At 61.3% G+C, this 20,884-nt stretch carries 16 protein-coding genes; 7 read left to right on the top strand and 9 right to left on the bottom strand.

Annotation, left to right across the window (positions count from 1 at the left end; translation table 11 throughout):
• Positions 1 to 43 precede the first annotated feature (43 nt).
• From eutC to exaC, 4 genes are all read right to left on the bottom strand, one after another.
• Positions 44 to 868: an ethanolamine ammonia-lyase subunit EutC gene (gene eutC / locus BXA01_RS12555; protein WP_076564286.1), complete on the bottom strand. Its 825-nt coding sequence runs from the start codon at positions 866 to 868 to the stop codon at positions 44 to 46.
• Between the two features lie 5 nt (positions 869 to 873).
• Positions 874 to 2,268 carry an ethanolamine ammonia-lyase subunit EutB gene (locus tag BXA01_RS12550; RefSeq protein WP_076564285.1) on the bottom strand — a complete coding sequence of 465 codons (1,395 nt, stop codon included), beginning with the start codon at positions 2,266 to 2,268 and terminating at the stop codon, positions 874 to 876.
• 52 nt (positions 2,269 to 2,320) lie between these two features.
• Positions 2,321 to 3,772 carry an ethanolamine permease gene (eat, locus tag BXA01_RS12545; protein ID WP_076564284.1) on the bottom strand — a complete coding sequence of 484 codons (1,452 nt, stop codon included), beginning with the start codon at positions 3,770 to 3,772 and terminating at the stop codon, positions 2,321 to 2,323.
• A gap of 180 nt (positions 3,773 to 3,952) precedes the next feature.
• Entirely contained in the window at positions 3,953 to 5,473 is a 1,521-nt protein-coding gene (gene exaC, locus BXA01_RS12540) for an acetaldehyde dehydrogenase ExaC (protein ID WP_024014465.1), read from the bottom strand.
• A 302-nt stretch (positions 5,474 to 5,775) separates the two neighbouring features.
• Here exaC and BXA01_RS12535 point away from each other — a divergent pair, with 302 nt between their 5' ends.
• From BXA01_RS12535 to BXA01_RS12520, 4 genes are all read left to right on the top strand, one after another.
• Positions 5,776 to 7,674, top strand: coding sequence for a sigma-54-dependent Fis family transcriptional regulator (locus tag BXA01_RS12535; RefSeq protein WP_076564283.1), 1,899 nt, complete (start codon positions 5,776 to 5,778; stop codon positions 7,672 to 7,674).
• A 197-nt stretch (positions 7,675 to 7,871) separates the two neighbouring features.
• Positions 7,872 to 9,221: a UDP-N-acetylmuramate:L-alanyl-gamma-D-glutamyl-meso-diaminopimelate ligase gene (gene mpl / locus BXA01_RS12530; protein ID WP_016773007.1), complete on the top strand. Its 1,350-nt coding sequence runs from the start codon at positions 7,872 to 7,874 to the stop codon at positions 9,219 to 9,221.
• The gene (ubiX, locus tag BXA01_RS12525; protein ID WP_041477713.1) at positions 9,218 to 9,865 is read left to right on the top strand and encodes a flavin prenyltransferase UbiX; all 648 of its coding nucleotides are present in this window, start codon (positions 9,218 to 9,220) and stop codon (positions 9,863 to 9,865) included. Before mpl ends, ubiX begins: the two co-directional genes overlap by 4 nt.
• Entirely contained in the window at positions 9,858 to 10,172 is a 315-nt protein-coding gene (locus BXA01_RS12520; protein ID WP_076564282.1) for a YceK/YidQ family lipoprotein, read from the top strand. The genes ubiX and BXA01_RS12520 overlap by 8 nt, the downstream gene beginning before the upstream one ends.
• A gap of 130 nt (positions 10,173 to 10,302) precedes the next feature.
• On the opposite strand, the gene BXA01_RS12515 is transcribed toward BXA01_RS12520, so the two are convergent.
• From BXA01_RS12515 to BXA01_RS12505, 3 genes are all read right to left on the bottom strand, one after another.
• Entirely contained in the window at positions 10,303 to 10,944 is a 642-nt protein-coding gene (locus BXA01_RS12515) for an oxidoreductase (protein WP_016773010.1), read from the bottom strand.
• 27 nt (positions 10,945 to 10,971) lie between these two features.
• Positions 10,972 to 12,699: a C13 family peptidase gene (locus tag BXA01_RS12510; protein ID WP_071173707.1), complete on the bottom strand. Its 1,728-nt coding sequence runs from the start codon at positions 12,697 to 12,699 to the stop codon at positions 10,972 to 10,974.
• 102 nt (positions 12,700 to 12,801) lie between these two features.
• Positions 12,802 to 13,257, bottom strand: coding sequence for a MaoC family dehydratase (locus BXA01_RS12505; RefSeq protein WP_016773011.1), 456 nt, complete (start codon positions 13,255 to 13,257; stop codon positions 12,802 to 12,804).
• Positions 13,258 to 13,450: 193 nt separating this feature from the next.
• On the opposite strand from BXA01_RS12505, the gene BXA01_RS12500 reads away from it, so the two are divergent.
• Genes BXA01_RS12500 through BXA01_RS12490 form a run of 3 tightly spaced genes read left to right on the top strand, consistent with a single transcriptional unit; the run spans position 13,451 to position 15,130 of the window.
• Positions 13,451 to 13,813, top strand: coding sequence for a CidA/LrgA family protein (locus tag BXA01_RS12500; RefSeq protein WP_016773012.1), 363 nt, complete (start codon positions 13,451 to 13,453; stop codon positions 13,811 to 13,813).
• Positions 13,813 to 14,529 (top strand): LrgB family protein, encoded by a 717-nt coding sequence (locus BXA01_RS12495; RefSeq protein WP_076564281.1) that lies wholly within the window; start codon positions 13,813 to 13,815, stop codon positions 14,527 to 14,529. The genes BXA01_RS12500 and BXA01_RS12495 overlap by 1 nt, the downstream gene beginning before the upstream one ends.
• A 10-nt stretch (positions 14,530 to 14,539) precedes the next feature.
• Positions 14,540 to 15,130 (top strand): LON peptidase substrate-binding domain-containing protein, encoded by a 591-nt coding sequence (locus tag BXA01_RS12490; RefSeq protein WP_076564280.1) that lies wholly within the window; start codon positions 14,540 to 14,542, stop codon positions 15,128 to 15,130.
• An 87-nt stretch (positions 15,131 to 15,217) separates the two neighbouring features.
• Here the strand turns inward: BXA01_RS12490 and BXA01_RS12485 are convergent, their stop codons facing one another.
• Both BXA01_RS12485 and BXA01_RS12480 read right to left on the bottom strand, forming a co-directional pair.
• Entirely contained in the window at positions 15,218 to 18,694 is a 3,477-nt protein-coding gene (locus BXA01_RS12485) for a calcium-binding protein (protein WP_231991034.1), read from the bottom strand.
• Positions 18,695 to 18,762: 68 nt separating this feature from the next.
• The gene (locus BXA01_RS12480; protein ID WP_076564279.1) at positions 18,763 to 20,715 is read right to left on the bottom strand and encodes a hypothetical protein; all 1,953 of its coding nucleotides are present in this window, start codon (positions 20,713 to 20,715) and stop codon (positions 18,763 to 18,765) included.
• Positions 20,716 to 20,884 lie beyond the last annotated feature (169 nt).

Raw genomic sequence — 20,884 nt, 5'->3', positions numbered from 1 at the left:
GATCCTGCCTGAAAGCAGCGCAGAAAGGCAATGCGGAAACGGTTCAGGCTGGCGGTGGATCGAGCAGGAAATTGCCTTTCATGTCGACAGCGTCGTCCGCCTCCAATGTGTGCAACTGAGCTTCATCCTTCAGATTGACCCCCGACAGTTGCCGCCGACAGGCCTCGCGCATCAGATACAGCAAGCGATGCGCCGCCATGCCGTAGCTCAAACCTTCAAGCCGGACATTGGAAATGCAGTTGCGATACGCGTCGGTGAGGCCGACCTTCGGCGCGTAGGTGAAATACAGCCCGAGGCTGTCCGGTGAACTCAAGCCCGGGCGCTCGCCGATCAGCATCACCACCATTTTCGCCGCGAGCAACTGGCCGATTTCGTCTCCGATGGCCACTCGGCCCTGCTCGACCAGCACCACCGGCGCCACGGACCAGCCGTCGCCGCTCATCTGCTCTTCCAGGCGCGTTAGGAACGGCAGGGTGTGGCGGTGCACCGCCAGTGCCGACAGGCCATCAGCGACGACCATCACCAGATCGACGCCGCCCGGGTGTTTGCTGGCGTAGTCGCGCAAGGTCTGCGCCGATTCATCGCTGAGCTTGCGCCCCAGGTCCGGGCGTTGCAGGTAGGTGTGTCGGTCCGGCGCGGCGCTTTGCAGCGCCAGGGTTTCCCGCCCGCGCTCGCTCAGTTGTGCGCGGATTTCGCTGTGATCGAAGGCCAGGTGCACAGCATCGCGGGCCTGGGCGTGGGCAAACTGAAAATCCAGCTGCGCCCGCGTCGGCAGACTGGTGCCGGTGCGGCCCAGGGCAATGCGTGCCGGGGTCAGGCGGCGCAGTTCCAGCCAGGGGTTTTGCGGATCGACCGGTGGTTTTTCCATAAGACTCATCCCAAGTGCGCCAAGGCTTGGCGGAAGGCCGGCGGCAGGTTGTTGCCGAAGCGAACCTTGCCGTCCGCCTGGGTGAAGATGCCCATGTTGGCCAGCCATTGCTCGAACTCCGGTGCCGGTTTCAGGCCCAGGGTCTGGCGTGCGTACAAAGCGTCGTGAAACGAAGTGGTCTGGTAATTGAGCATGATGTCGTCGGAGCCGGGGATGCCCATGATGAAGTTGATCCCGGCGACGCCGAGCAACGTCAGCAGGGTGTCCATGTCATCCTGATCGGCTTCGGCGTGGTTGGTGTAGCAGATGTCGCAGCCCATCGGCACGCCGAGCAACTTGCCGCAGAAATGATCTTCAAGGCCGGCGCGGATGATCTGTTTGCCGTTGTAGAGGTATTCCGGGCCGATAAATCCTACGACGGTGTTCACCAGGAATGGCTTGAAATGTCGCGCCACGGCGTAGGCCCTTGTCTCGCAAGTCTGTTGATCGACGCCGTGGTGGGCGTTGGCCGATAGCGCGCTGCCCTGACCGGTTTCGAAATACATCAGGTTCTGCCCGAGGGTGCCGCGCTTGAGACTGAGCCCGGCGTCGTAACCTTCCTGCAGCACGTTGAGGTTGATGCCGAAACTGGCATTGGCAGCCTCAGTGCCGGCAATCGACTGGAACACCAGATCCAGCGGCACGCCACGGTTGATCGCCTCGATCGAGGTGGTGACGTGGGTCAGCACGCAGGCTTGGGTCGGGATGTCATAGCGCTGGATGATCGCGTCGAGCATCTCCAGCATCGCGCAGATCGAAGCAATGCTGTCAGTGGCCGGGTTGACGCCGATCATCGCATCGCCGTTGCCGTAGAGCAGACCGTCGAGAATGCTTGCGGCAATGCCGGACGGCTCGTCAGTCGGGTGGTTGGGTTGCAGGCGGGTCGACAGGCGGCCGCGTAAACCGAGGGTGCCGCGAAATCGGGTGACCACGCGGATTTTCTGCGCGACCAGCACCAGATCCTGCACGCGCATGATCTTCGACACAGCAGCGACCATTTCCGGGGTCAAACCCGGGGCGAGGGCGCGCAGGCTGGTTTCGTCCGCCGCATCACTGAGCAGCCAGTCGCGAAAGCCGCCAACGGTGAGGTGGCTGACCACGGCGAAGGCTTGCTTGTCGTGGGTGTCGATGATCAGTCGAGTGACTTCATCGGCTTCGTAGGGAATCAGCGCTTCTTGCAGGAAGTGGGTGAGCGGGATGTCCGCCAGGGCCATTTGCGCGGCCACCCGTTCGCCGTCGTTGAGCGCGGCGATCTCGGCGAGAAAGTCCCCCGAGCGGGCGGGGCTGGCCTTGGCCATGACGTCTTTGAGGCTGTCGAAGCGGTAAGTCTGCGCGCCGACCGTGTGAGCAAAACTGGCCATTCAGCGTTCTCCATGACGGCGCAGAATGCGTCTGCGCCGTGGTTTTCGACAATCAGTGCAAGGCTTGTTCAGCTTTTTGAATCGCCGCGAATTCTTCTTCCGGCGTGCCTGCTACCAAGTGATGCCGACTGTAGAAAGCAAAGTAAGCAATTAACACTCCATAGATGATCGCCGCGCCGATCACCACCCGTGGATCGACGAGGAAGCCCGCCACCACGGCGATGCACGCCAATACCAGCGCCACACCCGAGGTGAAAATGCCGCCCGGCGTGCGGTACGGCCGGTCCATTTTGGGGCGACGGATGCGCAGGGTGATGTGCGCGGCCATCATCAGCACATAAGAAATGGTCGCGCCGAACACCGCGACCAGAATCAGCAAATCGCCCTGGCCGGTCAGCGACAGACCAAAGCCGATGATGCCGGGAATCACCAGGGCCAGCACCGGCGCCTTGCTTTTGTTGGTCTGCGACAGTTTGCGCGGCAGGTAACCGGCCCGCGACAGCGCGAAGATCTGGCGCGAGTAGGCGTAGATGATCGAGAAGAAACTGGCAATCAGTCCAGCCAGACCGACAAGGTTGACGAAGCTGCCCATCCAGGTCGAGCCACCGTAGGCCTTGCTCAGTGCTTCGACCAGCGGGTTACCCGACGTCAGCAGCGAATTCGCACCGGCGCCGCCGGGACCGACGATCAGAATCAGCAGAGCGAACATCAGCAGCACCAGCATTGCCCCGATCAGGCCACGCGGCAGATCGCGCTTGGGGTTTTTGGTTTCTTCGGCGGCCAGCGGCACGCCTTCGACGGCGAGGAAAAACCAGATCGCATAGGGAATCGCCGCCCATACGCCGACATAGCCGAACGGCAGAAACGCACTGGCGCCGACCGCAGTGGTCACCGGGATGTCGAGCAGGTTGGCAACGTCGAAGTGCGGCACCATCGCCACCAGAAACACGCCCAGCGCCAGCGCGGCGACGGCGGTAATGATGAACATCAGCTTGAGCGCTTCGCCGACCCCGAAAATATGGATGGCGATGAAGATGATGTAGAACGCCAGATAGATCATCCAGCCGCCAATACCGAACAGCGACTCGCAGTAGGCGCCGATGAACACCGCGATGGCAGCGGGGGCAATGGCGTACTCGATGAGGATCGCGGTGCCGGTGAGAAACCCGCCCCACGGCCCGAACGCACTGCGGGCGAAACCGTAGCCGCCGCCGGCGGTGGGAATCATCGAGGACAATTCGGCCAGGGAAAAACACATGCACAGGTACATGGTCGCCATCAGCAGTGTGGCGAGAAACATCCCGCCCCAGCCACCCTGGGCGAGGCCGAAGTTCCAGCCGGCGTAATCTCCGGAAATCACATAAGCGACGCCGAGGCCCACCAGCAGTACCCAGCCGGCGGCGCCTTTTTTCAGTTCGCGTTGTTGGAAGTAGTCGGAGCCGACTTTTTCGAAGTCGACGGAGGAGCCGGTCGCCGGAGCGCCGGCCGGGGATTCGCTTGGCATAGGGTTCACCATTTTTATTGTTTTATTGGCCCGGCTACAGCCAGGAACCTGATCGTTCCCACGCTCTGCGTGGGAATGCAGCCAGGGACGCTCCGCGTCCCTTCGAAACCGAACGCGGAGCGTCCGTTGAGGCATTCCTTTGCTGCGCGTGGGAACGATCAGCGATCAACTCATGCAGAGTCAGAAAAAACCCAACGGATTGATGTCGTAGCTCACCAGCAGGTTCTTGGTCTGCTGGTAATGGTCGAGCATCATTTTGTGGGTTTCACGCCCGACGCCGGACTTCTTGTAACCGCCGAATGCTGCATGCGCCGGATACAGGTGGTAGCAGTTGGTCCACACGCGACCGGCCTTGATCGCCCGGCCCATGCGGTAGGCGCGGTTGATGTCGCGGGTCCACAGGCCGGCGCCGAGACCGAACTCGGTGTCGTTGGCAATCGCCAGGGCTTCGGCTTCGTCCTTGAAAGTGGTGATGCTCACCACCGGGCCGAAGATTTCTTCCTGGAACACGCGCATCTTGTTGGTGCCCTTGAGCAGGGTCGGCTGGATGTAATATCCGGTGGCCAGGCTGCCCTCGAGTTTTTCCACCTTGCCGCCGGTCAGCAGTTCCGCGCCTTCGCCCTTGGCGATTTCCAGGTACGAGAGGATCTTGTCGAATTGCTGCTCCGACGCCTGAGCGCCGACCATGGTATCGGTGTCCAGCGGGTCGCCGCGTTTGATCTGGCTGACTTTCTTCATCACTGCCTGCATGAATTCGTCGTAGATCGACTCCTGTACCAGTGCGCGGGAAGGGCAGGTGCACACTTCGCCCTGGTTGAAGAACGCCAGCACCAGGCCTTCGGCGGCTTTTTCGATGAAGCTCGGCTCAGCCTGCATGATGTCTTCGAAGAAGATGTTCGGCGACTTGCCGCCCAGTTCCACGGTGGATGGGATGATGTTTTCCGCCGCGCATTTCATGATGTGCGAGCCGACCGGGGTCGAGCCGGTGAAGGCAATTTTGGCGATGCGCTTGCTGGTCGCCAGCGCTTCGCCGGCTTCTTTGCCGAAGCCTTGCACGACGTTGAGCACGCCCGGCGGCAGCAGGTCGCCGATCAGTTCCATCAGCACGCAGATGCCCAGCGGGGTTTGCTCGGCAGGCTTGAGCACCACGCAGTTACCGGCGGCCAGCGCTGGCGCGAGTTTCCACGCGGCCATCAGCAGCGGGAAGTTCCACGGAATGATCTGGCCGACCACGCCCAGCGGTTCATGGATGTGATAGGCCACGGTGTTGCCGTCGATTTCCGCAGCACTGCCTTCCTGAGCGCGCAGGCAACCGGCGAAATAACGGAAATGGTCGGCGGCGAGCGGGATGTCGGCGTTGAGGGTTTCGCGGATGGCTTTACCGTTGTCCCAGGTTTCGGTGATTGCCAGCAGTTCGAGATTCTCTTCGATGCGGTCGGCGATTTTCAGCAGGATCAGCGAGCGCGCCTGCACGGAAGTGGCGCCCCACGCATCGGCGGCGGCGTGGGCAGCGTCCAGCGCCTTGTCGATGTCTTCGGCGGTGGAGCGGGGGAATTCGGCAATTGGCTGGCCATTGACTGGCGAGGTATTGGTGAAGTACTGACCTTTGACCGGCGCGACGAACTCGCCGCCGATGTAGTTGCCGTACTTGCTCTTGAACGAGACTTTGGCGCCGTCAGTACCGGGGTGGGCGTAACGCATGATGATATTCTCCTTGGCTTTGTACTTATTAGAGAAACGCGCAAGTGCGCTTGCTATAAGCGTAGAGCAAGGCTCGGGCCACTGCCGTGCAGGTCAGGCAAATCAAGGGCTTGGCCGGTTTGTCTCGGACGAATGGATGGGCGCTGTGACGGTTTCGGTACAGCACGGGTGACAGTTTGTACCGCTTGCGGCACAGCCCGTGACCGGACGGTCTTGCCAGCATTGCAATGCCGGAGCCGCTGGAGGATGCTGGGCGTCACCTCATGCTTTGGGCCGTCGCGCCCCGGGGAGAACAATAAGAAATGCACGACAACCATTTGAGTCGCCATGCCCGCCAGGTTCTCACCGTCACCCAGGGCAAGCCGCACCTGCACGGCCCCGGCGCCGATCCGTCGATCGCCCGTTCGTGGCTGCGTTGCCTTGAGGACTATCACCTCGATCCTTCTGTGACCATGGCGCCGACCGTGCTCGAGCATGGCCGAGTGCTGGAAAGTCGCGAACGTCTGCAACAGGTGCTGCAAATCGCCGGCACCGAGATGAGCAGCCTGCATCAGCAACTGTCCGGCGCCGGCCATGCGGTGCTGCTGACTGACGCGCGCGGTGTGATCCTCAATTGCGTCACCGCGCCGGCCGAACGGAAGATTTTCGAGCGTGCCGGGCTCTGGCTCGGTGCTGACTGGAGCGAAGCCTGCGAAGGCACCAACGGCATCGGCACCTGTCTGGTCGAGCGTCAGGCGCTGACCATTCACCAGGACGAACACTTTCGCGGCCGCCACACCGGGCTGACCTGCTCGGCGAGCCCGGTGTTCGATCCCCATGGTGAATTGCTGGCGGTACTCGATGTGTCCTCGGCAAGGCCAGACGTTTCACGGCAAAGTCAGTTCCACACCATGGCGCTGGTCAATCTGTCGGCGAAGATGATCGAGAGCTGCTACTTCCTGCGCTGTTTCGATAATCAATGGTTGCTGCGTTTTCATCTGCAGGCCGAGTCCGTGGGCCTGTTCAGCGAAGGGCTGCTGGCGTTTGACGGCGAAGGGCGGATCAGCGCAGTCAACCAGAGCGCGCTGAACCTGCTCGGGCATGTTCGCGGTGGTTTGCTCGGTAAACCGGTGGAAGCGTTTTTCGATTGTTCGCTGGATGACCTGCTAGGGCGGGCGAGTGCCAACGCCAGCGCCAGTTGGCCGCTGCGCACCCGTGATGGCCGGCATCTGTTTGCCGTGTTGCGCGGCGAATCGCGCAAGCCGATGGCCATCGTTCCAACGCCAATCGCTGCTCCAGCGCCACGCCTGTCCGGCATCTGCCTCGGCGATGAAGCGTTGCAGGCGGAATTTCGCAAAGCCCTGCGCGTGTTCGAGCGCGACGTGCCGCTGTTGATCAACGGCGAAACCGGCTCGGGCAAAGAGGCGTTCGCCAAGGCTGTGCACCAGGCCAGCCAGCGCTGCGGCAATGCTTTCGTCGCACTCAATTGCGCGGCCATTCCGGAAAGCCTGATCGAGAGCGAACTGTTCGGCTATCGCGGCGGCAGCTTCACCGGCGCGCGCAAGGACGGCATGCGCGGCAAGCTGCAACAGGCCGATGGCGGCACCTTGTTCCTCGACGAAATCGGCGACATGCCACTGGCGTTGCAAACGCGTTTGCTGCGAGTGCTGGAGGATCGGCAAGTAGTGCCGATTGGCGGTGAACCGCAAGCGGTAGACGTGCGCATCATCAGTGCGACGCACCGCAATTTGCTCGAACGAGTCGAGGACGGCAGTTTCCGTGAAGACCTGTATTACCGCTTGAACGGGCTGGAAGTGGCGTTGCCGGCGTTGCGTGAGCGCAGTGATAAATCGCAGTTGCTGGATTTTCTCCTGGCCGAGGAGGCGGGAGGCGAAACGATTCTGATCGACGAAGCGGCGCGGCAGGCGTTGTTGGCATTCAACTGGCCGGGCAATGTGCGGCAGTTGCGCAATGTCCTGCGCACCCTGGCGGCGTTGTGTGATGGCGGCCGGATCGGGGTTGAGGATTTGCCGGTGATGATTCGGCAGGCGCGGCCGGTGGTTGTGGCGGCGCAGCCATTGGAAGATGCCGAACGACTGGCCTTGCTCAGTGCGCTTGAGCAGACGCGCTGGCATATGACCCATACCGCTGAACAGCTGGGCGTCAGCCGCAATACGCTGTACAGAAAGCTTCGCAAGCACGGCATCGCCCGCTCTGCCTGACCGACCTGATCGTTCCCAGCTCCGCGTGGTAACGCCTCCCCGGACGCTCCGCGTCCGCTTTGGGACGCAGAGCGTCCCGAGCTGCATTCCCACGCAGAGCGTGGGAACGATCAGGTCGAACAGGCCCGCCCCTCAGCTAAAGAGTGCCATTTCCCCCTCCCTACGCTAACCTGCGGCCATGTTTTACGAGGTCGACTATGCACATTCATATTCTGGGTATCTGCGGGACTTTCATGGGCTCGATGGCGGTGTTGGCCAAAGAGCTGGGCCATCACGTCACCGGCTCCGACGCCAACGTCTATCCGCCGATGAGCACGCAGCTCGAGGCCCAGGGCATTCAGCTGACGCAGGGTTATGACCCGGCGCAGCTCGATCCGGCGCCGGATCTGGTGGTAATCGGCAATGCCATGTCCCGTGGCAACCCGGCGGTGGAATATGTGCTGAACAAAGGCCTGCCGTACGTCTCCGGCCCGCAGTGGCTGGCTGACCACGTGCTGCAAGGTCGCTGGGTATTGGCCGTGGCCGGTACGCATGGCAAAACCACCACGAGCAGCATGCTTGCCTGGGTGCTGGAACATGCCGGCATGAGCCCGGGTTTCCTCATCGGCGGCGTGCCGCAGAATTTCTCGGTGTCGGCACGCCTGGGCGGTACGCCGTTTTTTGTGATCGAGGCTGACGAATACGACAGCGCGTTCTTCGACAAGCGCTCGAAGTTCGTCCACTACCGTCCGCGCACCGCGATCCTGAACAACCTTGAATTCGATCACGCAGACATCTTCCCCGATCTGCCGGCCATCGAACGTCAGTTCCACCACTTGGTGCGAACCATCCCGAGCGAAGGGCTGGTCATCCACCCGACCACCGAGCCAGCGTTGCAGCGCGTGATCGAAATGGGCTGCTGGACGCCGGTGCAAACCACCGGCGCCGGCGGTCAGTGGCAGGTCAAGCTGCTGAGCGAGGACGGCTCGGCGTTCGAAGTGATGTTCGAAGGCGTGTCCCAGGGCACCGTCGAGTGGGAATTGACCGGTCAACACAACGTCGCCAATGCCTTGGCTGCTCTGGCCGCAGCGCGTCACGTTGGCGTGGTGCCGTCCATGGGCATCGCCGGTTTGAGCGCGTTCAAGAACGTCAAACGACGCATGGAGAAAGTCGCCGAGGTGCGCGGCATCACCATTTACGACGACTTCGCTCACCACCCGACCGCCATCGCCACCACGCTTGATGGCCTGCGCAAACGCATCGGCGACGCGCCACTGATTGCGATCATCGAGCCGCGCTCCAATTCGATGAAGCTCGGCGCCCACCGTGACGGTTTGCCGGACAGCGTGGTCGATGCCGATCAGGTGATCTGGTACGCCCCGGCCAACCTCGGTTGGGACCTCGGCGCCACCGCCGCATTGTGCACGGTGCCGTCGATTGTCAGCGATTCCCTGGAAGGCATCATCGAACGCGTGAAGAGCCAGGCGCAGCCCGGCACTCACGTGGTGATCATGAGCAACGGCGGCTTCGGCGGCCTGCACGGCAAGCTCGCCGAGGCACTGCAATGAACACTTTTTCCCAGGCCGGCGGACCGGAACGCATCACCCTGGCGATGACCGGCGCCTCGGGCGCGCAGTACGGTTTGCGCCTGCTCGATTGCCTGGTGCGCGAGGATCGCGAAGTGCACTTCCTGATCTCCAAGGCGGCGCAACTGGTAATGGCCACCGAGACCGACGTGTCCCTGCCGAACAAGCCGCAGATGATGCAGGCGTTTCTGACCGAATACACCGGCGCCGCTGCCGGGCAGATTCGCGTGTATGGCAAGGAAGACTGGATGTCGCCGGTGGCTTCGGGCTCCGGCTCGCCGGCAGCCATGGTGGTGGTGCCGTGCTCGACCGGCACGCTGTCGGCGATTGCCACCGGCGCCTGCAACAACCTGATCGAACGCGCGGCGGACGTTACGCTGAAAGAGCGCCGCCAGTTGATTCTGGTGCCGCGCGAGGCGCCGTACTCGAGCATTCATCTGGAGCACATGCTCAAGCTGTCGAATCTGGGCGTGACGATTCTGCCGGCCTCCCCGGGCTTCTATCACCAGCCGCAGACCATCGATGATCTGATCGACTTCGTTGTGGCGCGGATTCTCAATCTGCTCGGCATCCCGCAGGACATGCTGCCGCGTTGGGGCGAGCATCACCTGAGCAGCGATGAATAAGCTGCTGGTGCTGGTGCTGGTGCTGGTGCTGGTGCTGGTGCTTGTGCTGGCGCTGCAATTGGGCGGATGCGCTACCGTACGCACGCTGGATGCGGCCAAACCCGGCGCGCCGGTGGTGTATGCCGGGACGCGGCTGGATTTATATGCGTTGAACGGCGGGTGTTGTGCGATGGACCGGTTCGGTGCCGAGGCGCCGAGCTATCCGGGAGTGGACCTGCCGGCCAGCGCGTTGCTCGATACGCTGTTGTTGCCGTTGTCATTGCTCACCGTGATTGGCGTAGGTTTTCAAGCGACTGGTGGATTGTAGCGACTGATCGTTCCCACGCTCTGCGTGGTAACGCATCCTGTGACGCTCCGCGTCACGCTTTTTAGGACGCAGAGCGTCCATAGCTGCATTCCCACGCAGAGCGTGGGAACGATCATCATGGGCGGATGGATTATTTGCCTAACTTGCGCAGTTCATCCGACTCGATCACCCGCACCCCATCCTGTTCTTCCAGCGCCAGGCGCCACATCGCTCGGGCCAACTGGCACGCTTCGATGCCGTGGTATTTCCCCGGAATCAGCTTCGATAACGGCCCGGCGAGTTGCTCGACCAGACGCGGTTCGGTGCGTTCGCCAAGCAACAGCGAAGGTCGGCAAATGGTCAGCTGCGGCCAGTTCTGTGCGCGCAGGGCCTGTTCCATTTCACCTTTGACCCGGTTGTAGAACACCGAGGAATTCGGATCGGCGCCAATCGCACTGATCACGATCAGATGCCGCGCGCCCATCTCCCGCGCGCGCTTGGCAAACGCCACGACCATGTCCAGATCCACAGCGCGAAAGGCTTCTTCGGAGCCGGCCTGCTTGATCGTGGTGCCGAGGCAGCAGTAGGCGATATCGACCCGGCCACTGAGTTGCGGCAGAAACGCTTGCGGGTCGCCGACCGGGTTTTCCAGATGGGGATGCTCGGCCAGCGGCCGGCGCGAAGGGGCGAGGACACGGGTAATGGTTGGTTCGTTGAGCAAACGGTCGAGCAGATGTTCACCGGTCAGTCCGGTGGCTCCGGCAAGCAATACGTGCTGAGGCGTCAAGTACATAGTGTCTCTCCCTTGATACTGTTCAGCTTAGTTGCCTTTTTTCGCCGCGTCGTTCAATGCGCTGCTTTGCAAAGCTTTGCGCGCTTGCTGTTTGCGTAGCAGTTGCCAGTGCGACAGCACGGTTTTCGGCGCCCAGATCTGCGGCTCCGAGGCTTCGAAACCGTCGGCCAGCTCACGTTCGGCGACGGTGGCCTTGGCCAGTTTGAATGCCTGCTCAAGGTCGTCGGTCTGGTTCAGTGCCTGGGCAAACAGCGCATCGCCGAAATAAGTGAAGTTGGCTTCTTCCGAGCAACCGAACGACACCCGATCGGCGCGCGAGGCAGTCATGATCAGCGTGCGTTCGTCTTTGAGCGCCGGGATGAAGCCGCCGGAATAGCACGAAGAAATCACGATGACCTTGTCGCGATGCTTCAGCGGCGCGAGCACAGCGGCGAGCTCATCGGCGGGCAGGTCGGCCAGTTCCATGCGCGGCTGATCGAGCACCAGTTCATGCTCGGCGGTGCCGTGGCTGGTCAGATAAATGAACAGCAGATCTTCCGGCCCGCTGCGTTCGGCAAGGGCTTGCGCGGCGCGGCGCAGATTTTCGCGGGTGGCCATCGGCCGGTCACCGAGATGATCGCGATGATTGACCAGGCGGATCTGGCCGAAGGCGCCGAAGCGCGTGTTGAGCATGTTGGCGACGTAGTCGGATTCACGCAGGAACACGCTTTGCTTGCCGTCGCCACCTAGGGTCAGGGTGTACAACTCGACTGCCGGAGTCGAAGCGGGGATCGCCGCCAGTGCGTCGTCCAGCAACCGGCCTTGGGCGAGCAAACCGAGTTCGAGGGTGTCGGGGAGCAATTTGCCGTCGGCGTCGCGCACGCGTTGGCCGTTGATCCAGGTGCCGCTGAGCACGCTGCCATCGGTCAGCACCAGAGTACCGCGTCCTGAATAGCTGTCGTTGTCGAAGCCGCCGATGTAGAAGCTGCCATCGGCGAGGTTCAAACGGCCCTGGCCGGTGAAGCGCCAGTCATTGAATACACCGATGTAATGGCTGCCATCAGCGCCGATCAATTCGCCCTTGCCGGTCAGCGCGCCTTCCTTGAACTGGCCGAGCCAGACGTCGCCGTCGGCGTTCTCGTAGCGGCCTTTGCCGTGCAGTTGATTGTTCTTGAAACCGCCGACGTAGATATCGCCGTCGGCGCTGTTGTAGGTGCCGTTGCCTTCCAGTTGGCCGTTGACGAAATGCCCGCTGAACGAATTGCCGCTGGCATCGCCGCGCTGGCCTTCGCCGTTGGGTTTGCCGTGGGCGAACTGGCCTTGATAGGAGCTGCCGTCGTCCATTTCCAGACGGCCGAGGCCGGAATACTGGTCAGCCTTGAACTCGCCGCGATAGGTCATGCCGTTTTCTTTCAGCGTGCCTTCGCCATCGCGCCGGCCCTGCTTGAAGCCACCGGTGTAACTGCTGGCATTGGTGCTCAGGCTGCCCTGACCATCGAACAGCCCTTGCTGAAACTGGCCGCGATAGACCTCGCCGTTGCTGCCATGCCATTCGCCTTGCCCGTGCCACTGACCCTTGTCGAACTCTCCGGCGTACCAGCTGCCGTTAGGGTAGTCGACGCGGCCCTGACCTTGCAGCAAGCCGTCGACCAGTTCACCGCGATAGCGACCGCCATCGGGCAGGCGCGCATCCGGCGGCAACAGCGATTCGCCGTCGCCGCAAGCGGTGAGCATCAGGGTCAGGGCAAGGGGTGCAAGTCGAGCGATTGAGCGCATAGCGGGATCCGGGCAATTAGGCGACCGAGTATGCCGCAGCTATGCGTCGCATATATACAGACGTGACGCGAAACAGCGTGCGCTGCTTCGCATCCGGGATGATCAGACGAAGCAGAGTGACAGCGGCTCGGCGATGTAGGCCGGTTTGTCCGAGCCTTCTATCTCCAGTGTCGCGGTAGCCTTGAGCAACCACTGGCCGGGTTTTTTCTCGGTGACTTCGACCATGTCGACCTTCAGTCGGACTTTCGAGTTGACCTTGACCGGCTGGATGAAACGCACGCTGTCCAGGCCATAGTTGACGACCATCTTCACGCCTTCGGGCAGCACGAGGATGTCTTCCATCAATTTCGGCATCAGCGACAGCGACAGGAAACCATGGGCAATCGTGCTGCCAAACGGCGTTTGCGCAGCCTTGACCGGATCGACGTGAATGAACTGAAAATCACCGGTGGCTTCGGCGAACAGGTTGATGCGCTCCTGATCGATGGTGAGCCATTCGGAACGTCCAAGTTCCTTGCCGACATAATCTTTGAGCTCTGCAACGGGAACATAGGGCATTGAGACTCTCCTTGGGTTCATCGGTTTTATAGTTTTTCAGGGGGCGGATTTGACCGGCCTGCGAACCACTGTAGATCATCATGGCGATTTGCTCAGGTCAACCGACCATGCTTTTGGCGAATGCCGGTCCATAGCGCCGGCATGCTTATAATGCCGAGCCCCTGCTGGGTGAAATAGAAGACGGAGATGTCAGATGTTGTTACGTGGCCTGACCCTGCTGGTGCTGTTCCAATTGCTCGGCACCGCGCTCAATCATTTGCTGTTGCCGATATTGCCGGGGCCGATCATCGGGCTGCTGCTGTTGCTGGTGTTCCTGATCATTCGCGGTGAAGTCGGCGAGCCGCTGAATCAGGCAGCGGGCAGCCTGCTGCGTTATCTGCCGTTGCTGCTAGTGCCGCCAGCGGTGGGCGTGATGGTGTACGCCACGGCGATTGCCGCCGATTTCTGGGCGATTGTCGGCGCGCTGGTGGTCTCGCTGATCCTGTCGATGGCCTTTGCCGGCGTGCTCATGCAGCGGCTGGTCAAACGTCACGCGCCGCCGGCGGAGGAATCCTGATGCTGTTCGACTGGCAAGGCGCGTGGGCGTCGGTGATTCATCATCCGCTGTTCGGCATCGGCATCACCCTCGGCGCCTATCAACTGGTGCTGGCGGCGTTCGAGAAAACCCGCTGGATCTTTCTGCAACCGGTGCTGGTCTCCATGTTGTTGGTGATCGGTGTGCTGGTCGGCTGCGGCCTGACCTACGCGGAGTACCGCAAGAGCACCGAAATCCTCAGCATTCTGCTGGGACCGGCCACGGTGGCGCTGGCGGTGCCGCTCTACCTGAATCTGCGGCGCATCCGCCAATTGTTCTGGCCGATTTTTACTACGCTGGTGATAGGCGGGGTGGTCGCAACGGGCATGGGCGTGGCGCTGGGCTGGTGGTTCGGTGCCGATCACATGATCCTGATGACCATGGCGCCTAAATCGGTGACCTCGCCGATCGCCATGCTGGTCGCCGAGCAGATCGGTGGCGTGGCGGCGCTGGCCGCGGTGTTCGTGCTGATCACCGGGGTGATTGGCGCGATCTTCGGCCCGGCGCTGCTGACCCGCCTCGGCGTGCACAGCCCCGAAGCGCGCGGCATGGCGCTGGGCATGACCGCGCATGCGGTCGGCACGGCGGTGGCGATGCAGGAAAACGAAGAGTGCGGCGCGTTCGCCGCGCTGGCAATGAGTCTGATGGGCGTGGCCACGGCGGTGTTCCTGCCGTTGGCGGTGTCGATGGTGGTGTAAGGAAATGTCTATGAGTCTGCCGCTTTTTCCGCTGAACACGGTGCTGTTCCCTGGCTGCAACCTCGATCTGCAGATCTTCGAGGCGCGCTACCTCGACATGATCGGCCGCTGCATGAAACAGGGCGTCGGCTTCGGGGTGGTGTGCATCCTTGAGGGCAGCGAAGTCGGCGTCGCGCCGGAAGGTTTTGCGCTGGTTGGCTGCGAAGCGCGGATCACCGATTTCCAGCAACAGGACAACGGCCTGCTCGGCATTCGCGTCCAGGGCGGGCGGCGTTTCACGGTGTTGCGCACCGAAGTGCAGCGCGATCAGTTGATTGTCGCCGACGTCGAATGGCTGGACGATGAGCCCGAGCAACCGTTGCAGGACGAGGACGCCGATCTGGTCGCGCTGCTCAAGGCGCTGGCCGAACACCCGATGGTCGAAGCGTTGGACATGGGCACTGGAGCCGCCGGGCAACAGGCGCTGGCCAATCAGCTTGCCTACCTGTTGCCCTTCGCCGAGGAAGACAAGATCGATCTGCTGCAACTCGACGACCCACAGCAACGGCTGGATGCGATCCAGGCGTTACTCGACGAGTTGCAGGGCGAACTGTTCGCCTAGTTTCACTTGGAAAACGCATGACTCAACGCGCAAACGAAGATCAGCACAGGCCCACCCTGGCACGATGTTGAAACCGGCAGCGCACCGTCAGCTCATGTTGACCGGGATGAACAGACCTTCGCGGTCGACGCGCTCTTGCAGATCATTCAGCAGGCTCCATTGATTGCTCACCGAGTTGTAAACCAGCGTGCCCGCTGTGTCGGGTTTGTAACCGATGTGGGTGACGTAGACCCGTGCGGCCAGTTCGTGGCGTTGTTTGTGCTTGTCGATATCTGCCAGCAATGCCTCGACACTGGCGTAGCCACGAGCATCGATCACATACAGCTGCAACACCTCAAACAGCAGCGAGACTTCATAAATGTTGCCGGCTGACGTCACCACACAGATGGACTCCACCGGGGTGTCATCCAAGATGTCCGGCAACTCCACCGTGACGCTGGCAATGCGCAGGCGGTTGCCCTGGAGCTGAATGTCGGCGCGCGTGACGGTTTCTGTCAGGGCACGGGTGAACAGATTCCATCTCGATGCATTGGCCGTTTTTGCCGCAGCGCCCGGTGTGGCCAGACGCAGGATGCTGTTGCTGGCGAGATAAACGTCGTAGGTCGCGCTTTTGCCTTCGAGCAGATAAATCCCGGTGTGCGGCCGCGATTCGATGACCACTTTGCTGTTCTGGGCGCCCAGTGATGGTCTCTCGCTGACCAGCGGACGGATGAATGGATATTTTCCGTTGCGCCGCTTCAACCAGCTCCGCGAGCTGAGCACACGGATGCCGGGATTTCTGGCGTCGTCCCGGTAATCGAACGCGGGCACCTGCACGCGGTATGAAACGTCATTCTGCATGACCAGCACGATGTCCCGGGCCAGAAGCGGTGTCGTGACCTTCAGGCTGTTTTGGCCGCTGTAGCCCGTCGCGGCGGCAATCGTCTGGATCACGCCTTTGAAGGCCAGCACTCTGGAGGGCAGCAGAATCGACAGGCTGATGTAGTTGTAGGTCAGGTGCGTATTGCCCGAAACACCTCGGCGCACTTCCACGCCATAGCTGACCACCACGTCGACAATCTCGCTGTCCTGGTAATCCAGGTAAATGGTACGGGCGCCGGTAGCGTTGCCTGTGGCGACGAATTCGACCCTGTGCTCGGTACGTGCGACGAAGTGGCGCTGCACGCCCTGACCGTCCAGCGCCACGGTGCCACCGTTGACGATTGCCGGGGCGGGTGCTGGCCGTCCGCTGACAGTGACGGCAACCTCGATGTCCTGACTCAATGCTTCACCAGGTCGAGTGGGCAGTTGCGCGCGCAGTTCATAGCCATCGAGAGTGCGGAACACCCACCGAGCATTGTTCAATTGGCGCTGACCGTTGACTGTCTGGTAAACGTTTTCGAGGGTCAGCACATGGTCGGGGTCGCTGCCGTCCCTGCCGCGCAAAGAATTGACCACCAGTGAGGTGCCGATGATTTGCCAGCGTTGAATGACCGCCATCGACCAGCCGAATTCGATCAGGCTCGAATGGTCGCCACACTCGATGATCGTTGTACGTGCATTGGTGTCGGCGATGTAATAGCGATCTTCGCCGCCGCCGCCCTCCACCGTGCACTCGGTACCAGAGATTGCGATCGTGTCGTTGCCGTCGCCGGCGCTGATGCGGTCGTAACCGTTGGCGGAAATCTGGTTGGGCTGGTCATTGCCCGTGATAGTGCTCGTGCCTTTGCGCAAGGTCGCAACGTTTTCAATGGAGGTCAGATGGGCGACTTCTAGGGTGTCGCTGGCAGAGTCCGGGCCGCGAAGTGAGACCTTGCCGGTCTGCAGGTTGACGTCGTGACCGATGTAACGCGTGTCGGTAATCGGGCGGACGCCTTCGAACGCCACCAGGTCGTTGCCCGAGCCGCCATCCAGCACATTGATGTGCGGCGGTGTGCTCGATCGATCCAGTTCCTGATCAGAGACTTCCTGATAGAACGCATCATTTGTGTCGCCGCCCGTCAGTGCCTTATGGCCGTCGCGGTAGGTGAAGAGGTTGGGCCGCGCCTTGACGCCAACCACGCGGTCGTTGCCATCACCCAGACGCCAGAACACGCCTTTGCCTTTGCCTTCGCCTGGGCTGCCACTGACCATGCCCTTGAGGTTGTCGGGTAATCCGAGGCTTGCGTCGACTGCATCGTCGCCGCCGACGATCACCGCCTGGCTGTCGAGTCTGAACGGCAACTGCCCGGCGCTTTCGTCCCACTGGTAACGCCACAGTTCGACAGGGCGTAGTTCAGCGCGAAACGCGCCATTGACGACCTGTGCGATGGAGTCCTTGTAAGCACCGGCCAGCATGTCTTGCGCCGACAGTTCGAGCTGTTTTCCATAGTCACTGTAAAGCCTGGACAGTTTGAAGCGATCCATCACCTCGGTGTCCAGTTCCTTGCCGGTGAAGGCGAACCATCCCGAGCGCAGACGCTCGAGTGTCGTCAGTTCGATGTAGTCGTCGATATCGTCGACGACCCTTGCGGCCTGATAAATCATCGATCCGCCGATGAGCAGCGCAGCGGCCGCAAGGCCGAGCGGGCCGGCAACGCTGCCGAAGCCGGCCAGCGCGGCGGCGCCCAGCACGAGGCTGATGCCTGCGCCCGCTACACTCAGGGCACCGCTGAAATAATGATCCTGAGCTTGTTTGCCCGATGTCGCGGCGGCGGCGTTGAAGGATTTGATCGCGTCAACGATGTCGAACGGCAAGGTAATCGCGCTGGCGAACAGTCCCGCACCACGGCTCATGTATTTGCCGATTGAGGTCAGCGCAAAACCCTTCAGTACGTTGCTGCCCTGAGTGAGCATCGCCTGGCCTGTTCTGGTCAGGCCCTGCTCGATGATCAGCGAGCCGAGTTCTGCAGCGATGGATCCGCCGTAGTACAGCATTTCCAGTGCCTCGCCTTTCTTGATCGCATCGGTCAGCGCCATGTAGCTGCTGTAGATGCCGAAGGCTTGCATGCCGACGCCTGCGCCGCTCATCAGATAGCTTTTGCTCTTGTTGATCCAGCCCGGTGTGTTTTCAAACGCGTCCGCACGGTGGATTTCCAGCTTTTGCGCAGCCTTGCCCAGCTTGTTGAGACGATCCATGGCGCTGCCGGAAACCAGTGGTGTATCACTGATGAACAGTGGGCCGGCATCAATCGAGCGCTTGCAGGCAATTTCGTAGAACAGCATTGCCGCTATGTCATTGGCGGGGAAATCCACGGCCTGCAAGCGCGACTGCACCTGCGCCGATTGAAAATTGAGTCCGTCGAGAAATGCCTGATCCACGCTCTTCATGTGGGCGTTCGCCGCACTGACCGGTTGACCGTCAATGGTCGCCCCCAGTGCCTGCAATTCGACCCGACTGATCATGATCTCACCGATGCGTAGCGGGCCAAGGTGCTTGTCCAGGGCTTTGAGGGTCTTGCGAAGCGACGGATCAATGTCAGGCGCCTGCGTCTGATTGCGCATATGGGTGGGCGGCGCATGGGGATTCGCCGAGACGTCGATGGGGGTAACTTCAAGTGCGCGAACGTGGGCGATATGGGTCGCAGGGACGATGAGTTTCGACACGTATTAATCCTTTAATGGTGTGCATGAGGGTGCCGGTCTCCTGTCCGGCGTTGTATGGCGTGCCCGGTTCAGGGCCAGGCGATGTCGTATGCAAACTCGTTTTTATTGCCCGACAGCTTGAGGATTGGCAGTCCTGCCGCTTCCACTTTGTCGATCAGTCGGTCGTATTGGAATTTGTTGGCGTGCCCGGCATGGGTCGCCGCCTCAATGCGCTCAGCGTCCGCGCCGGCCTGTTCTTTGATGTCTGCGACCCTGGCGCCTTTGCTCAGGTCTGTGTTCAGTAACCAGATACGCTCGGCTGGAACTCCGCTGCGGGTGACCGAAATCAGCCCCTCGAAATCGTCGGAGGGAAACCAGGTCGGCGGGTTCTCACGCGCAGCGGAATTGAACGCCATGTTCTCTTCGTGCGGGACGACTTCCAGATTGCGCGTGTCGAGGGCGTACATGAACATTTCTGTCTGCCGCGTGCGCGAGGACCGATAACCCCGCTCGTGATCCCAGGCGACGGGACTCTCAGGATCAGACCAGTCGGATGAGGAACTGCTTGAATGATCGGCGTCGCTTGCGCCGCTGTCTGAGCTGCTGCCACCCGCGTCGCGCCCCGGATATTTGTGGGTCTGGCTGTTGAAGCGCAGATATGCGGGATCGGGGGCGCTGGCATACATCTGGCCCTGCTCGAGACTGAACGTCGCGCTGATCGGCTTGTGCGTGGTGGCGCCGGGTTCGTGGTGGTAGCGGGGCAGCATGGTGCCGTCATTCGCCAGCTCGAACGGCGTGCGCTCGTCACCGCGAAACAGTGCCGGGATGTCCGTGCGATACAGGCAATTGTGTTTGTTGCGCAGGTAACCGAGCTGTTTCAACAGCGCCTCGCGGACCTCGGGGGTCAGGCCTTGTTCTGCGTCGTACCAGTCGTGGCGGGCATTGCGCTTGAGGTTGAGCTGCTCGACCGCATCCTTGGCCAATTGCTCGAAGCGTCGCGGGTGGGTAACGTCATCCAACAGGCGCTTGTGCGCCAGTACCCATGCTGGAATCGCCAGATGGCCGCGCATTTCCTGCTGCAAGCGGGTCAATTGCCTGGGCAGCAGATTGAACGATTGCAGAAAGGCTTCGCGCTCTGCACGGCTCATCTGCGGATGCAGCCAGCGCAGTGAGTCGCGCAGCAGATCGGTCAGCGGATTTCCGGTGGTTGTGGGATGTGCCCACTGTGGCGGCATGCCGCTGGCCTGGGCTTCGACACGAAAGCGCGCGATGTCCTGGCCCTGCAAGCCATATAGCTGCCAGATCTCATGATCGGTCCACTGTTTGAGGTGGGTCGGCGACGCCGCGAATCCCTCCGACGGAGGATCTACCGGAATGAAATTGCCAAATGAATCCCTGAAGGCGAACAGGGGGGTGTCTGTGCGCGCTGCAAAAAGCGGATGCATTTCGTAGTAACCCTGAGCATCCGGCGAACGCCCCGATGGACTGTAACGGCTTCGATTGATGGGCGTTGTCACGGGGGCGAGCCGCGCTCGCTTCGGCGTTGGATGTTCGGTCAGGCGCCAGGTGGGGCTGTCTGCGTTTTTATACAAAAGCGGTCCGGAGGGCACGCGCTCGGTCAGCAACTTGCTGCGCCATGTGCCGGTTTCATCCACCCCGACGTGAGTGGTTTGCAAAACGCCCTGATATTCGACGTCGACGAACTTTCTGCCAACGACCCAGCGAAATCCATCGGGGTCAGCGGGCTTCATCCCACGCAGAAAAGCTTCCGACAACCAGTAATCGTTTATTGAAGTGGAATGTTCCGAACGATAAGCGCCATGTGCCGGTAACTGGAAGATTTCGATCGCCGGAAGTCTCGGGTTTGCATCGGCGAGGGGGCTGCCGGAAGTTGTTGGGGGCAGCGTCTGATCGTGGCTACCGGTCCTTCTCGATATTTCAACGGCGCTGGCATCGATCAAGGGGCGATGTGGTGTCGGTGCGTGCGGATCAGTTTGATGCGGCGTTGTAACAGGCGTCTTGCGGGGTATCTTTGGACTCATGAATAACTCGACAAAAAATGAATTGATAAATGCCTCGGCAGAACTTCAATGCCGGGTCCGGATAAATATTGATTGTTGGCAAGTGCTCAAGCCGGGCGGATTGAACTCACGGTTTTTTCATAGCGCGAAATACTTCGCGACCGTGTTCCGGCTGGACTATATAACGCTA

It is taken from the genome of Pseudomonas sp. B10 (assembly GCF_900156235.1).
GTDB lineage: Bacteria > Pseudomonadota > Gammaproteobacteria > Pseudomonadales > Pseudomonadaceae > Aquipseudomonas > Aquipseudomonas siliginis.
The sequence above is the reverse complement of the archived record's forward strand: the minus strand, read 5'-3'. Positions and strand labels throughout refer to the sequence as shown.

Bases quoted from the DNA above. Each gene is read 5' to 3' on its own strand.
- ubiX (WP_041477713.1), top strand. From the start codon at position 9,218: ATGAACACTTTTTCCCAGGCCGGCGGACCGGAACGCATCACCCTGGCG.
- BXA01_RS12495 (WP_076564281.1), top strand. From the start codon at position 13,813: ATGCTGTTCGACTGGCAAGGCGCGTGGGCGTCGGTGATTCATCATCCG.
- BXA01_RS12505 (WP_016773011.1), bottom strand. From the start codon at position 13,257: ATGCCCTATGTTCCCGTTGCAGAGCTCAAAGATTATGTCGGCAAGGAA.
- BXA01_RS12550 (WP_076564285.1), bottom strand. From the start codon at position 2,268: ATGGCCAGTTTTGCTCACACGGTCGGCGCGCAGACTTACCGCTTCGAC.
- BXA01_RS12520 (WP_076564282.1), top strand. From the start codon at position 9,858: ATGAATAAGCTGCTGGTGCTGGTGCTGGTGCTGGTGCTGGTGCTGGTG.
- BXA01_RS12490 (WP_076564280.1), top strand. From the start codon at position 14,540: ATGAGTCTGCCGCTTTTTCCGCTGAACACGGTGCTGTTCCCTGGCTGC.
- BXA01_RS12510 (WP_071173707.1), bottom strand. From the start codon at position 12,699: ATGCGCTCAATCGCTCGACTTGCACCCCTTGCCCTGACCCTGATGCTC.
- BXA01_RS12500 (WP_016773012.1), top strand. From the start codon at position 13,451: ATGTTGTTACGTGGCCTGACCCTGCTGGTGCTGTTCCAATTGCTCGGC.
- BXA01_RS12480 (WP_076564279.1), bottom strand. From the start codon at position 20,715: ATGAGTCCAAAGATACCCCGCAAGACGCCTGTTACAACGCCGCATCAA.
- eutC (WP_076564286.1), bottom strand. From the start codon at position 868: ATGGAAAAACCACCGGTCGATCCGCAAAACCCCTGGCTGGAACTGCGC.
- eat (WP_076564284.1), bottom strand. From the start codon at position 3,772: ATGCCAAGCGAATCCCCGGCCGGCGCTCCGGCGACCGGCTCCTCCGTC.
- mpl (WP_016773007.1), top strand. From the start codon at position 7,872: ATGCACATTCATATTCTGGGTATCTGCGGGACTTTCATGGGCTCGATG.
- BXA01_RS12535 (WP_076564283.1), top strand. From the start codon at position 5,776: ATGCACGACAACCATTTGAGTCGCCATGCCCGCCAGGTTCTCACCGTC.
- exaC (WP_024014465.1), bottom strand. From the start codon at position 5,473: ATGCGTTACGCCCACCCCGGTACTGACGGCGCCAAAGTCTCGTTCAAG.
- BXA01_RS12515 (WP_016773010.1), bottom strand. From the start codon at position 10,944: ATGTACTTGACGCCTCAGCACGTATTGCTTGCCGGAGCCACCGGACTG.